The organism is Acetobacter farinalis, assembly GCF_011516935.1.
In the GTDB taxonomy this organism is placed as follows: domain Bacteria; phylum Pseudomonadota; class Alphaproteobacteria; order Acetobacterales; family Acetobacteraceae; genus Acetobacter; species Acetobacter farinalis.
Window position 1 is genome coordinate 252,612 of record NZ_WOTF01000003.1, and the last position, 13,586, is coordinate 266,197.

The window sequence follows — 13,586 nt, forward strand, 5'->3', positions numbered from 1 at the left end:
AAATATCGAGAGCGGCCAAGAGGAATCAGACGTGGTGGGAAATGGCTTTTTTTCTTGAAAGAGCCATGAACAAACCGGACAGAACCACCATGAACCCCAGATAAATACAGAAAATAATCCCGTTGCAGACGATAACCGCCACAAGGGCAATCAAAGCCCCCACCAGCGCGATACCGGGCAAAACCGGGTAGAGCGGCGCGCGGTAAGAGCGATGCAGATCGGGCTCAGTCCGGCGCAGGCGGAACAGGCTGACCATGCTCAGCACATACATTGTCAGCGCACCGAAAACCGACATAGTCACCAGTGTTGCCGTCAGAGACTGACCATTGATGGAAATGACATCATCCGAGAAAATGGCGGCAATCCCGATCACACCGCCCGCGATGGTCGCCATATACGGCGTCTTGAAACGAGGGTGCAGGCGCCCGAGCACCTCCGGCAGAAACCCTGCACGGGCCAGAGCAAAAATCTGCCGCGCATATCCCATGATAATACCATGCAGAGATGCCACCAGCCCGAACAGCCCCAGCCAGACCAGCATATGCAGCCAGCCGCTATTGCTCCCCACCACACGCTTCATGGCCTGTGGCAGCGGGTCATTCAGATTGGCCAGACTGTGCCAGTCCCCCACGCCGCCAGCAAACAGCATGACACCAAAGGCCAGCGAGACCAGTGTCAGCACACCAGCAATATACGCTATGGGAATGGCGCGTTTGGGGTCTCTGGCTTCTTCCGCCGCCATGGCAACCCCTTCAATGGCCAGAAAAAACCAGATTGCAAACGGGATGGCCGCAAAAATACCGCCCATGGCCTCCCACCCGAAATGTGATGCAACACCCCATCCATCATGCGTGAAATTCTGCCATGAGAAGGCCGGGGCCACGACGCCCATGAAAACGAGCAATTCGATAATAGCCGCTATGGTAATAAACAGTTCAAATGTCGCGGCAATATGCACACCCACGATATTGAGCGTCATGAACACCAGATACGCGCCACAGGCCGCCACCTTGGGGGAAAGACCGGGAAACTGCACATTCAGATAGGCCCCGATTGCCAGAGCAATGGCTGGCGGCGCGAAAATGAATTCCACCAATGTTGCCAGACCGACAATAAGCCCACCCCAGCGCCCAAGGGCACGGGTGCTGTAGGTAAACGGGCCGCCCGCCTGCGGAATGGCGCAGGTGAGTTCGGTAAAACTGAAGATAAAGGCTGTATAGATCACGGCAACAAAAACGGTCGCCAGCAGAAAACCCAGCGTACCCGCTGTTGCCCAGCCGTAACTCCAGCCGAAATATTCGCCGGAAATCACCAGACCAACAGCTATCCCCCACAGATGAAAGGCCCCCAATGTCTTGTGCAGATGTGTCGGGTTGCTGCTCATATGCGCGGGTCCTTTTCAAGCGCGGAAGAGGGATCGGCAGGAGGGGCGCTGTCTGGCGCGGCATCTTTCAGCCCCACGCCAGTCAGCTTCAGGTGGCTGGCTTCCCGCATGAGCCAGGCCAGCTTGTCCGCCGCCACAGAGGTCGGCAGACCATGTTGATGGATATTGGACAGGCAGTTCCGTGCAGAGTCCGGGCAGCCTACATACGGGGCATAGGTGAGATAAACGCCCAGACTTTCCGCCACACTCAGGCCGGGGCGCTCGCCGATCATCATCACCACCATGCGTGCGCCCAGCGCCACGGCTATCTCATCTCCCAGCGCCACACGACCCTGTGAGGCAATAATCAGCGGAGCAATCCGCCAGTCCTTCAGCCGCGCCTGCATGGCCCGGAACAGCGGAATGGCCCCTTTCTGCGTCGCAATGGCGGAAAGACCATCCGCGGCTACAAACACCACATCCCACGCATCTCTTTGCAAAAGTGGCAGGCAGGCCGGGTCCAGTCTGCGGCCCAGATCAGGCCTGCGCAGGTAGGTAGGCCGGTCCACTGCCCGGCTTTTCACGCACAGGCAGTTCTCCCCGCCCATCTGCGCCACCAGAGCCTGCACATCCAGCGGTGTATGCACGGCATCCCGCGCCTGGGCATGGGCGGCCTGAAACGTCAGAACATCGGTTGTGCGCTGTGCATTTCCGCTTCGGCCCAGACCAATGCGCGCCCGTGTCAACCTCCGCAGGTCCTGCCAGACATCCGGCGCACCGGAAGGGGAGGACGTCGGTATGTGTGCCTTATCCGTCATGCCTCACCCGATCAGTTGGCCAAGGCGTGTCTGGTGCGGAGCCAGTTCACGCATGCCGCCGAGCTGTGCATCATACAGCCCCATCCGCTCCAGCCAGGCGGCAAATTCCGGTGCGGGCCGCAGGTTGAGCATGCTGCGCAGGGTCAGAATATCGTGGAAGGAGAGGCTCTGGTAATTGAGCATGATGTCATCCGCACCCGGCACCCCGATCAGGAAGGTAATGCCCGCAGTGCCCAGCAGCACCATCAGGGTGTCCATATCATCCTGATCCGCCTCGGCGTGGTTGGTGTAGCAGACATCACACCCCATCGGCACACCCAGCAGCTTCGCGCAGAAATGGTCTTCCAGCCCCGCACGAATAATCTGCTTGCCGTCATACAGATATTCCGGGCCGATAAAGCCCACCACCGTATTCACCAGCAGGGGGCGGAAAGCGCGCGCCACAGCATAGGCCCGTGTTTCCACCGTCTGCTGGTCCAGCCCGTGATGTGCCTCGGCAGAGAGCGCCGCCCCCTGCCCCGTTTCAAAATACATCACGTTATCCCCCACAGTGCCGCGCCTGAGCGAGAGTGCGGCCTCATGCGCTTCCTTCAGAATGGCGAGGGTCACGCCGAAGCCTTCATTGGCTTTCTGTGTTCCGGCAATGGACTGAAACACCAGATCCACAGCCCCTCCCCTGTTCATGATCTCCAGCGTGTTGGTCACATGGGTCAGAACACAGGTCTGGGTGGGAATCTCGTAGCGGCGGCGCGCATGGTCCAGCATGTCCAGCAGGGCCAGTCCGTTGGCCACGCTGTCGGTTGCCGGGTTGATGCCTATCACCGCATCCCCCATGCCATACAGCAGCCCATCCAGTGTGGAAGCCGCAATGCCTTTCAGGTCATCGGTGGGGTGGTTGGGTTGCAGGCGGGACGTCAGGCAGCCTTCAAGCCCGATGGTGTTCCGGAACCGGGTGATGACGCGCATTTTCTGCGCCGCACTCATCAGGTCCTGATTCCGCATGATCTTGCTGACCGCCGCGGCCATTTCCGGGGTAAAACCGGGTGCAGCGGCCGCCAGAGCGGCGGTATCTGCCTCATGGGACAAGAGCCAGTTCCGCAGATCCCCCACCGTCATGGAGGCAAACGGCGCAAAGGCTGCGCTGTCATGCGTATCCACAATAAGACGAGTCACATCGTCCGCCTCGTAGGGGATCAGCTCTGTCCGCACAAACAGGTCCAGCGGTACCTCGGCCAGCGCATGGCGGGCAGCAATCCGCTGCGCATCAGATGAGGCTGCAAGCCCGGCCAGTTCATCCCCGGAACGCAGGGGGGAGGCCGCGGCCATAAGAGCCTTCAGGTCATCAAAACCATACCGTTCACCGCCAAGGGTGTAATGAAATCCCATTTCAGCACGCCTCCCTATGTAGTGCGGCAAACCTCCGGCCTCCTACCGGAGACTCGGCCCAGACCGACCTTTTTCCGTTTCGTTCGATAGTGAAATGATACCCACAGCCACGCCGGATTGACTTGACGAATACAGACAATTTTTTGACATTTCAGAACGTTCATAAAACTTCTTTCATCACTTATACAAAGCCATCTTGTTCTCCATATCCAGATAAGGAGGGTCCCATGTCCCGCAGTCCCGGCACCGGAGGAAACGCCAGCGTTCTCGCTGCCGCTGCGTGGGGCGTTGAACGCTTTGTGAAGGAGCGTGGCGGGGATATGGACCGTATTGCCGGGCGCGCAGGTCTCTCCACCGACCAGCTCTCTCTCCCGACCGATGCGCTGGACGTTGGCTCCTACTGCCGCCTGTTTCATGAAGCCGCAGCAGACACACAGGACGGGAATATCGGGCTGTGGTTCGGCCAGCAGTTTGCACCGGAGAAGCTGGGGCTGATCGGGTATGTGGCCCTGCTTTCCCCCACTCTCTCTGAGGCGCTGCAAAACCTGACATCGCACTTCGCGTACCATCAGGCCCGAACGACCACGCGATTTGTGCAGCAGGATGATCTGGTCCGGCTGGAATATGCCATTCATGACCCCACCATTCTCACCCGACGGCACGATGCGGAGCTGACAATGGGAATGTTCCGCAACATTCTCCGCCATGCTCTGGGGCCGGACTGGGCGCCGGAAGAAGTGCATTTCGAGCATAAGCAGCCGGAACAGGCTGAGGAGCACCGGCAGGCTTTTCAGGCGGATATCCGCTTTCAATGCGCCACGAACGCTCTGGTTTTCCGCAAAACAGTGCTGACGCGCGCCATGCCTGATGCGGATGCCGCCATGCTGGACGTTATGCGCGCCTCCCTCATCTCCCTTGCGCGGAGCAGGCCCGATCAGGCAACCGCACACCTCTCCCTGAAAGATCGGGTCATTCTGCACATCCGCGCTGCTCTGGAAGATGGCCATATTGAATTTCCGGATATCGCCGCCCGGATGCAGCTCCCGCCCTGGACCCTGCAACGCAGGCTGGCCCAGCTTCACCTGTCTTATTCCACACTGCTGGAAGAAACCCGCCATGCGGAGGCGCTGCGCCATCTTGCCAGCCCGACGCTGGATATCAGTGAGATCGCCCGCGCCCTGGCCTATACGGAAACCAGCGCCTTCAGCCGCGCCTTCCGGAAATGGAGTGGCCAGTCCCCCCGCGCCTGGCGGCACCAGAATGCACTGACTCGGCTTTAACTGAATGCGTTCATCTCACTCTCCGGGTGTGAGATGATATATCCAGAACACCCCTTATCACCCTGTGCCCCAGGTGGCATGCTCGCTTCATCCGGTTTCAAGGAGCAGCCCCAGAGCGCTGCTTCGAGCTGTATAAAGAAGGAAGCACACACATGTCCGATGTTGTTGTCATCTATCACTCAGGATACGGCCACACCCACAAAGTTGCTGAACACGTGGCTCAGGGCGCACAAGCAACCCTCATCACCATTGATGAAAACGGGGACATTCCGGAAGAGGCGTGGAACACGCTGAATGCTGCCAAAGCGATCATCTTCGGAGCGCCCACCTATATGGGCAACGCAAGCTGGCAGTTCAAAAAATTTGCCGATGCAACCTCCAAAGTCTGGTACACACGCGGCTGGCAGGACAAGATTTTCGGCGGTTTTACCAACAGCGCCAGCCTGAACGGAGATAAAGCCTCCACACTGGCATGGCTGCAGACACTGGCGTCCCAGCATGGCGGCCTCTGGGTCAGCCTCGGGCTGCTGCCCTCCAACACCAAGGTTGCAAAACGAACCGATATCAATAATCTCGGTGGCTCTGTCGGCCTGCTGGTGCAAAGTCCGGCAGATGCCAGCGTGGATGAAATTCCGCAGGGTGATCTGGATACAGCCGTCTCCTATGGCAAGCGCGTAGCAGAAATCGCGGCCCGCGTTTCGGTCGCTTAACCACACGGATATCTACTGACACTCTCTTTCAGAGCCCCGCTCCGGGGTCTGCTCTCGGCCAACTCTGAAACCCCGTGCGGGAGTCCTGCACGGGGTTTTAACGGCTCGTGCAGCCTCAGAAGAGTTTCGGGAAGACGGCACGCATCCCCTCTTTCCCAGCATCACACTCTCTCCCACAGCAGTCAGGATACTCCATCTCCTGACAAAATCCGTCCTTGATTGACCATGCCATCAGAATCATGGAAAGAATGCGCAACACCTTTCTTGCTCTGACACCCCCTTAAGGCCGAAAATTATGACCACAGGAAAAAAGGCAGCCCTGGTTGTCCTGATTGCATTCGCACTTTCGGGATGCAAAAACTTCTACCACAGCAGCTGCCCCGGTTTTGCGGGAGAAAACCCGGAAGCGCGTGACGGCATTAAATCCGTTATTCAGACCTGTAACTAAAAACACCTCTGAAACCCGAAGAGCCTGCACCCGGGCCGCTCCTCACCCCTTCCCCTTGCATGCATAGCAATCATGCAGCAGTTCGGGTGCATGGTCCGCTTTATTGCATTGCAGAACCTACCTCGCTCCGATTTTAAACAAACCATATTTTTTGATAGATTCATATATTTTGAGGAACAACAATTGAGATCGGAAAACTTCCGATTTAGAATGGAAAAAGCACCAAGCCCCACTCCGCAAAGAAGGAGAAAGGTTGTTTCTGAAGCCTTTCCCTCTCATATCAAAAACAATGTGATTTGACCTATAAATTTTTCTCCTCATCATACCATGGGTCCAGACTCTGTTGACAAAGGACCTTTCTGGTTGCTGGAGATCTGACGCAAGGCCGGTCTTTGCGGAGACCAGTGAATGCGTAGCTACTTGACGCACGAAGAATGAGCGATGGTTGGCAATCTGCAACCTCCTTGAACGTGGCCTCCAAAGCATAATCCGATCAATCTGGTTCATATCCCGCGGCGGCAAAGCAGACAGCGGCCTGGCTATGACAGGCATCGTCGATTGCACCGCACACCGCGTCCTGGAGTGGATGAAGGATTCTGGGCGCCGCTCGTCTGATCCATGCCTTCATCTTGGCGAAGATGTTCGCGATAGGGTTGAAGTCGGGACTGTAGGGCGGCAGGAACAGCAGGCGGGCGCCAACTGCCTCTACAGCCTCCCGCGCTTCAGCACTCTTGTGTACCGGAAGATTATCCATAATGACGACGTCTCCCGGCGACAGTGTTGGAGCGATTACCTTGCGAGCATAGGCGGCGCACCATTCGCCGGTCATTGGGCGGTCCAGCATCATCGGCGCGGTCATGCCGGACAGGCGCAGTCCACCGATGAACGTCGTGGTTTTCCAATGCCCATGGGGCACAGACGTCCGACAGCGCGTGCCACGACATGACCGTCCCCGCAGACGGACCATCTTCGTCGATGAAGACCAGCCGGGCCGGATCAAGGTCAGGTTGACTGTCGAACCAGGCCTCGCGCTGCTCTGCGACGTCGGGCCGTGTCTGCTCGCTGACGTGCGCCGTTTTTTTAACGGTCATGTCGTGACGGTCAAAGCAGCGCCAGATCGTGCCGACGCAAAGCGGACCCCATGTTCCGTAGCAAGTTTCTCCGCCAGTTCGATAAGGGAAATGTCAGCCCTGGCATCAATCGCAGCCAGCGGGACGCCCGACCAAACCTCGATCCGATGGGAGCGACGATCGCCACCCTGCCGCAGCGCGTGCTCCCGGCCGCTCGCACGCCATTCCGCTACCCACCGGATCACGCTGGAGGCAGAGACACCAAAGCGCTCGGCAGCCGCCCAGCGGGTCATGCCGGAGGAAACCGCAGCAATGGTTCACCGCCGCAGATCAGACGATAGGACTCGGATCATGATTGCCGGTCTCCATCCCGGCAATCATGATGAATCAGATTTCGCTCCAGAGCGGGAACCCTAAAATGACCCGGTTAGGTCAGATTATGCTCTAAATGGGCGAAAAATATACTGACAGTATAATTGGTCAGTGAAATGGTTATTTTTGATTATAACTTTGTTTGTATAATAAGGATTTGTAAAGAATGAAAAATTCTCACAAATACTTCGTGTCATTCCTGCTCATGTGGCCATGCTATGTGATGGCAGATGATTTGCCGGTCAACGGCGATATCTCATCCGCCACAGCCATGGCAACTGGCGCTTCAATTGCAAACAAAATTGCAGACACATTGCCTCTTCTCAGTAATTTGCGCACGTATACGTATGGAAATGGTTCAAATTTAGACGCGGGGTTATTAGACGAATTTGTATCAAATTACTGTGGCAGAGCCATTAATGTCCCGGCAGGTTATATCTTGCCAATCAACGTCGATGGGACAGCGCACCTCCCGGTTACAACAGGATGTACGAGTCACTACACATGGATATACGACGGAAAAATTCACACAACAGGCGGTACTCCTACCTATTTTCGGACACCTGACGATCTTCACGTTGATCTGGGTGGTGGTGCAATTGGCCTCGAAAAAACCAAGAGGAACACCACATCATCTGATCCACAGATGATTTATATGCAGTATATCAACACTAGCAATGGAGTATCTTCCGCTTCTCCCTTTGACCCAACAAAGCTGAGTATGCCAGGAATTGAAATGAACATTCAGGCCGCGCCGGGGTCTGAGGGATCGATGATAGGCGTGAATGTAGACCTGACGGATAACAGCACAACAGGTGATAATGCCAACGTGGGATTATCGTCCAACGTCTACAAAAACAGCGCCACTAACAAGGATTGGGGAATCTCAGTAGCTGGTTATGATTTTTCCATGTCACAACCACAAAATGCAATCAGCTATACCGGGATCGAAAATGACGTACAGGTTAATGGGCAAGATGTCGGTGCGTCTCTGTGGGATCCAACGCAGGGCGGTCGCCATTTAATGTGGTTGGCTGCCAACACGGTCCAGCATCAGACATGGAGCGCAAATCATCTGTATAATATCGGCGATATCATTGTTGATGCGAACAAAAATTGGCTTTGGATTGTGACAACGGCAGGAACGTCTTCTTCCGGTAACGACCCAACTGGAACATGGTCTCCTGCGGTTGGACAATATACTGACGGAACAACAGTTTTTCATTCCAAGATTGATTACCACGGCGTGGTGTCCAAAGCTATTTACGTGATTAACGACCATGTAGATAGTGATTATTCATTTTTTGATGATATTTTAGCTGTTGACGCCAATGTCAGAGATACGAGTATTAACCTCACGAAGGAAATCTTGTCACAGCCGGATGGAGCCAGCATCAGACTAGCCAAAAATCATCCAATTGACTTTTCTGGCGATGCAACATCAGGCGGAAAAAATCAGATTACAACTGTGGCGCGGGATAACGTTACTGTAGGATATGAGCAATATGGAACCGGGTTGAATGTCGAAGTGGCTGGATCGCCCGTCCTGACTGTGCAGTCTTCTAATGGTTCTCTCCGAGTTTCTGGACAAGCAAGTTTTGGCGTAGGTGCACCTGGTTCACTTTCTGGTATCGCACATACCGCACGAACCGTGCCTGACAATAGGTCACAGTAAATACTCAACCAACCAAACGGATATTATATACGGAATGCATGGACTTGAGTTCACCCCTACAAATAGTAGTGGGGATATTTATGAGCATCCCGTTTTTGAACTACCAAATCTATCTTACGTGGACGGCGGCACGGACTCAATAAACGTAGATGCGCCCTTTCGACTACTTCAGCTCAACAAACAGGAAATTCTGACTATAACGCCAGCAGAAGGCACTATCGTTAATGATGGAACCGATCATGTGCCAGTTATCTATGAAAATGGGAAATGGTATCCGCTGCAGATTGGTTCTGCGCTAGGCTCAGGATCTATTAATCCATTGAATTGAACGGTCTGTTATGATCCACAGGCTTACTGATGGAGGGTGAGCCTGTGAAGGAGTTGTTTTTGCTGTCTGAGAGGCAGAGGCAGATGGAGAGGATTAAGCCGTTTTTTCCTCTGGTGCACGGAGTGCCACGTGTGGACGACCGACGCGTCCTGAGCGGGATTGTTTATGTGATCCGTAACGGTCTTCAGTGGAAAGATACCCCGAAAGCGTATGGTCTACACAAGACTTTATACAACCGCTTCATCTTGTGGAGCCGCCTGAGTGTCTTTGACCGGATCTTCGTCGCCCTGACAGAACGGGCTGGCCGTTCGAAGCGCCTGATGATTAATGCGACACATTTCAAAGCCCACCGGACATCGGCATCCCTGCTCAAAAAGGGACTTTTCCCCGCCATATCGGACGGACAAAAGGCGGCCTGAACTCAAAACTTCACGCCGTGTGCGATGATCAGGACCGACCGGTCCGCCTTCATCTGACTGCGGGACAGGTTAGTGACTTCAAAGGCGCAGACGTGCTTCTTGCAGATCTCCCCGACGAGACAGAAGAAGTTATCGGGGACAGAGGCTATGACAGCAACCGGATCAGGTTATCGCTTGCAGAACGCAATATCACAGCCTGTATTCCCCCGAAGAAGAACCGGAAATCAAAGCCACCTTACAATTGGCATCTGTATAAAAAGCGTCATCTGACCGAAAACATGTTCACAAAACTGAAAGACTGGCGACGTGTTGCGACCAGATACGACCGCGGCACTCATACATTCATGTCTGCAATCCACATCGCAGCAAGCTTCATCTTCTATCTCAAAGAATGAGTATCCGTCTTGGTCAAGTGTGGCGTGGTTCCCATAATTGGTCATTGCGTAACAGAACATTTGCCAGAATGACGAGACGTCGCATGAGAGCGGTCAGAGCCACTTTTGCGTGCTTTCCCTTATCCGTCGGCCTGAGATAGATGCTTTGAAGGTCAGGGTTATACCGCATAGCAACCAGAGCAGGCATGTATAGGGCGTTTCTGACATGAATCCGACCACCCCGAATAAAGCTTTTACCCTGCCACTTTCCTGACTGTCTGGTGACAGGAGCCAGACCTGCGAGCGCAGCAACCTGTCCATTCTCCAGTGTTCCCAGTTCGGGAATATCAGCAATCAGCATCGCAGCCGTGGCCTCTCCAATACCCGGAATGCTGACCAGAATGGCGCGTTTTCGAGAGAGGCCCCCGTCTGTCGCGATCAGTTCGCTGATTGCCTGATCGATGGCTGCGATCTGAGCCTCTATCTGACGATAGTCTATAGCGTGTCAGACGTTTCAGAAGACTGAGCTGCAGGTTTTGCTGGCGATTGAGCAGGGCTGTCCTGTCACGGATCAGATTTCGTCGCGCAGCTGCCAGCTCCTGGAGCGCAGACTGTCGCTCGTTGCAGATTTCAGACGTCCTGGGTTCGAGAAGTGCCCCCATCCTGGCCAGCATCATGACCTGTCCTGACCCGCTCTCTCCAGCAGTCAGGGGGTGGCCACCTCCTGACTGCTGCCTTTATCGCACATACAGCGACCCGGATTTCATAAGACAAGCCCTAAGTCTAACACTCACCAAAAAGCCGATGCAACGGTAAAATATAATTTTGATAATTTTATCTTAAATAATAATCACTCCTCTTTGAAAATATTTTTCCCTCTTATAGTTGAATTCTCCATATCATTGACCATCAAGGCTATCGGAGGGAAACTCAGATAAGCGTTCATATCTTCATAATGACGAGACATTTCTACATCAATACCGGTATTAAACCATGGAACACTCGTATCTTTTGCGTACTTGGCGTTGTGCTGCGTTAAAGGAAGACACTTATCCAGCAATTTCCGGGCACCTTGCGGTGAAATTGAATAAAGCCCAATTCCCGCAACAGATACCAAAGGAAGGAGGGCTGGCTTTTTCTTCTCCTGCTGGAAAACCGAATAATTCTCGCGAAGAAAGTTTTGTGAACGAGTTTTTCCCTCCAGAGAAACAACAGCGTTAAAATATGAAGAAAGCCCAACCGGCCAATCATCATTATACCCCCACAACAAAATATCCCATTCCTTTAACGTCGCATCGGCCTCTGCAAAGATCTGATAGAAATCATTTCTGATAATGGCATCATCTTCGGCAATATGACGCACTGAACTTTCAGAAACTGCTTCCTGCCATAATCTGATGTGTGAAACAGCAATCCCCATTGCCCCTACAGAATACTCCAGATCACAACTGAAAATTCCGGCTTCAACATATTCTTCCTTTTTAAGTTCCCCTCCTTCACATGCAGAAACGCGTTGAATGGGAAGTTGAGAATTGAATTTCTGAAAATCAGTGAACCGCTGAGGCGTTCTGTCTAGTGAAATAACTCTGATCGGATTAAGCATACTGAGACTTTCTTTCGCAAAAAACGCACGCACAACCTTAAAGCTTCTGCCATTGCAGCGCGACCACACCTTGGCAATCGCTTCAGAACCACCAGGAAAAACTTAGCAAGTCTCTCTCAAACCTTATGCCGTTGCATGATACGCTCCACCACACACTGCATTTAACCTTCTTGAATAACACCTCCAAATAAAAAACAGCCCCCCCCCAAAGGAAGGTGTCTCCCCTCTAAATCATAATCTCTCATATTCCAGCCGGCTATGAACAGCCCCCTCAACCGTATCATCTGCCGCGACCTGATGGAGCCATACGGATAAACTCAACAGCCCGCAGACAAAGACCCGCGTGCCGACCCAACCCTACGGCGTGTCGCCAGTTAAGCCCAGAGCGCAGAGTCCGATACTTGAGGGTTGTACTTTTTGAGGCTTTATGATGTCTGTTTTCGCGGTTTTGGGGGAGACAGATGGCGGTACTGTATCGTTATCGCGCGGGCATTCCATGGCATAATCTTCCTACCCGGTTCGGTGACTGGAAAAACGTGCACCGGCGCCTGCGCCGCTGGTGCGAAAGTGGTGTCATCGAAAGGATCTTTCATCATCTGGCTGCTACTCATGGCAATGAATACATGATGACCGACAGCACGATTGTCCGGGCGCATCAGTACAGTGCGGGCGCTCTTAAAAAGAGGGCGCGGATCAGGCCATCGGACGCTCACGAGGCGGATCGACCACAAAGATCCATGCCATTTGCGATGCTCTGGGCAACCTGGTGGAACTCGCCCTCACACCGGGACAGGGTGCCGATATCACCCAGGCCGAGCCCTTGTGGAAAACATCAACCTGGATGCCTTCCTTGCCGACAGAGCTTATGACGCAGACAGGCTGATTGACCATTTGGCACAGCGTGAAATTACCCCGGTCATCCCGTCGAAAAGAAACAGGATGATACAACGGGAAACAGACTTTCCTCTCTACAGGGAGCGAAAACTTCTCGAGAGGTTCTTTAATAAACTCAAACAGTTCCGAGCCATAGCAACCCGCTACGATAAACTGAAATCAACCTCCCTCGCAACCATTCAGTTCGATTCAGCAATCATACTCTTTAACTGACTGACATGCCCCCCGGAAATGTAACTATTTAAAAGTAGAGTCCGATCGAGAAGGATACGGACGGATGAAGCGCAGTCGTTTTACGGAAGAGCAGATTATCGGGATCCTGAAGGAACAGGAGGGTGGGCTGAAGGTCCCTGATCTTTGCCGCAAACGCGGGATCAGTGACGCGGCCTTCTACAAATAGAAGACCCGTTATGGTGGTCTTGAGGTATCTGAGGCCAAACGGCTGAAGGCGCTGGAAGATGAAAACAGCCGCCTGAAACGTTTTCTGGCTGATGCGATGCTGGATAATGCAGCGCTGAAGGAAATCGTTGAAAAAAGTGGTGACGCCTGTCGCGAAACGGCAGGCGATCCGATATATTCAGGAGGCTCTGGCCCTGAGTGAACGCCGTGCCTGTGCGCTTGTTGGTGTTGCAAGGCGTGTCGCGCGGTATGTTTCTACCGGAGCGGACGATGCTGCCCTGCGCCAGCGCCCTACGGGAACTGGCGGACCAACGACGCCGCTTTGGCTATCGCCGCCTAGAGCACGTCCACTGAACGATGAATCGTGTGGGGTGACATGGGGCATAGATTGTGATTCACCGTTTCCATTGATGGAGATGGTGATGGCACGAGCATTGAGTGACGATC

The 13,586-nt window shown here is 54.0% G+C and carries 10 protein-coding genes and 3 pseudogenes; 7 read left to right on the top strand and 6 right to left on the bottom strand.

Annotated features, from left to right (window positions below; all coding sequences use genetic code 11):
* Positions 1 to 25: 25 nt before the first annotated feature.
* From eat to GOB82_RS06030, 3 genes are read right to left on the bottom strand one after another with little or no spacing between them, the layout of a single operon-like run.
* Positions 26 to 1,384: an ethanolamine permease gene (gene eat, locus GOB82_RS06020; RefSeq protein ID WP_166121015.1), complete on the bottom strand. Its 1,359-nt coding sequence runs from the start codon at positions 1,382 to 1,384 to the stop codon at positions 26 to 28.
* Positions 1,381 to 2,181 (bottom strand): ethanolamine ammonia-lyase subunit EutC, encoded by an 801-nt coding sequence (gene eutC / locus GOB82_RS06025; RefSeq protein WP_166121018.1) that lies wholly within the window; start codon positions 2,179 to 2,181, stop codon positions 1,381 to 1,383. Before eutC ends, eat begins: the two co-directional genes overlap by 4 nt.
* A gap of 3 nt (positions 2,182 to 2,184) precedes the next feature.
* The gene (locus GOB82_RS06030) at positions 2,185 to 3,567 is read right to left on the bottom strand and encodes an ethanolamine ammonia-lyase subunit EutB (RefSeq protein WP_166121020.1); all 1,383 of its coding nucleotides are present in this window, start codon (positions 3,565 to 3,567) and stop codon (positions 2,185 to 2,187) included.
* Positions 3,568 to 3,794: 227 nt separating this feature from the next.
* Here GOB82_RS06030 and qhpR point away from each other — a divergent pair, with 227 nt between their 5' ends.
* Together qhpR and GOB82_RS06040 are read left to right on the top strand one after the other, a co-directional pair.
* Positions 3,795 to 4,847 carry an AraC-like transcriptional regulator QhpR gene (gene qhpR, locus GOB82_RS06035; RefSeq protein WP_166121023.1) on the top strand — a complete coding sequence of 351 codons (1,053 nt, stop codon included), beginning with the start codon at positions 3,795 to 3,797 and terminating at the stop codon, positions 4,845 to 4,847.
* Positions 4,848 to 4,999: 152 nt separating this feature from the next.
* Positions 5,000 to 5,557: a flavodoxin family protein gene (locus tag GOB82_RS06040; RefSeq protein WP_166121026.1), complete on the top strand. Its 558-nt coding sequence runs from the start codon at positions 5,000 to 5,002 to the stop codon at positions 5,555 to 5,557.
* Between the two features lie 941 nt (positions 5,558 to 6,498).
* On the opposite strand, the pseudogene GOB82_RS13650 reads toward GOB82_RS06040, so the two are convergent.
* Positions 6,499 to 7,389: pseudogene (locus GOB82_RS13650) on the bottom strand (IS630 family transposase).
* Positions 7,390 to 7,613: 224 nt separating this feature from the next.
* On the opposite strand from GOB82_RS13650, the gene GOB82_RS06050 reads away from it, so the two are divergent.
* From GOB82_RS06050 to GOB82_RS06060, 3 genes are all read left to right on the top strand, one after another.
* Entirely contained in the window at positions 7,614 to 9,122 is a 1,509-nt protein-coding gene (locus GOB82_RS06050; protein ID WP_166121028.1) for a hypothetical protein, read from the top strand.
* A 34-nt stretch (positions 9,123 to 9,156) separates the two neighbouring features.
* Positions 9,157 to 9,450: a hypothetical protein gene (locus tag GOB82_RS06055; protein WP_166121031.1), complete on the top strand. Its 294-nt coding sequence runs from the start codon at positions 9,157 to 9,159 to the stop codon at positions 9,448 to 9,450.
* 44 nt (positions 9,451 to 9,494) lie between these two features.
* Positions 9,495 to 10,264 (top strand): IS5 family transposase gene (locus tag GOB82_RS06060; protein WP_166121034.1). Its coding sequence is split into 2 segments (ribosomal slippage): positions 9,495 to 9,834 and positions 9,834 to 10,264, totalling 771 coding nucleotides; the frame shifts between segments, so codons are not numbered across the junction.
* A gap of 13 nt (positions 10,265 to 10,277) precedes the next feature.
* Here GOB82_RS06060 and GOB82_RS13395 read toward each other — a convergent pair.
* Together GOB82_RS13395 and GOB82_RS06070 are read right to left on the bottom strand one after the other, a co-directional pair.
* A complete protein-coding gene (locus tag GOB82_RS13395) occupies positions 10,278 to 10,742 on the bottom strand; it encodes a transposase (RefSeq protein WP_456304172.1) in 465 nt (154 codons plus the stop codon).
* Between the two features lie 351 nt (positions 10,743 to 11,093).
* Positions 11,094 to 11,846 (bottom strand): glycosyltransferase family 25 protein, encoded by a 753-nt coding sequence (locus GOB82_RS06070; protein ID WP_166121037.1) that lies wholly within the window; start codon positions 11,844 to 11,846, stop codon positions 11,094 to 11,096.
* Positions 11,847 to 12,310: 464 nt separating this feature from the next.
* On the opposite strand from GOB82_RS06070, the pseudogene GOB82_RS06075 reads away from it, so the two are divergent.
* Both GOB82_RS06075 and GOB82_RS13400 read left to right on the top strand, forming a co-directional pair.
* Positions 12,311 to 12,953 (top strand): annotated as a pseudogene (locus GOB82_RS06075) (IS5 family transposase); the annotation flags it as partial.
* A gap of 64 nt (positions 12,954 to 13,017) precedes the next feature.
* Positions 13,018 to 13,478 (top strand): annotated as a pseudogene (locus tag GOB82_RS13400) (transposase); the annotation flags it as partial.
* Positions 13,479 to 13,586 lie beyond the last annotated feature (108 nt).

Excerpts from the sequence above, each read along its gene's own strand:
- eat (WP_166121015.1), bottom strand. The coding sequence starts at position 1,384 with ATGAGCAGCAACCCGACACATCTGCACAAGACATTGGGGGCCTTTCAT.
- qhpR (WP_166121023.1), top strand. The coding sequence starts at position 3,795 with ATGTCCCGCAGTCCCGGCACCGGAGGAAACGCCAGCGTTCTCGCTGCC.
- GOB82_RS06055 (WP_166121031.1), top strand. The coding sequence starts at position 9,157 with ATGCATGGACTTGAGTTCACCCCTACAAATAGTAGTGGGGATATTTAT.
- GOB82_RS06040 (WP_166121026.1), top strand. The coding sequence starts at position 5,000 with ATGTCCGATGTTGTTGTCATCTATCACTCAGGATACGGCCACACCCAC.
- GOB82_RS06050 (WP_166121028.1), top strand. The coding sequence starts at position 7,614 with ATGAAAAATTCTCACAAATACTTCGTGTCATTCCTGCTCATGTGGCCA.
- eutC (WP_166121018.1), bottom strand. The coding sequence starts at position 2,181 with ATGACGGATAAGGCACACATACCGACGTCCTCCCCTTCCGGTGCGCCG.
- GOB82_RS06070 (WP_166121037.1), bottom strand. The coding sequence starts at position 11,846 with ATGCTTAATCCGATCAGAGTTATTTCACTAGACAGAACGCCTCAGCGG.
- GOB82_RS06030 (WP_166121020.1), bottom strand. The coding sequence starts at position 3,567 with ATGGGATTTCATTACACCCTTGGCGGTGAACGGTATGGTTTTGATGAC.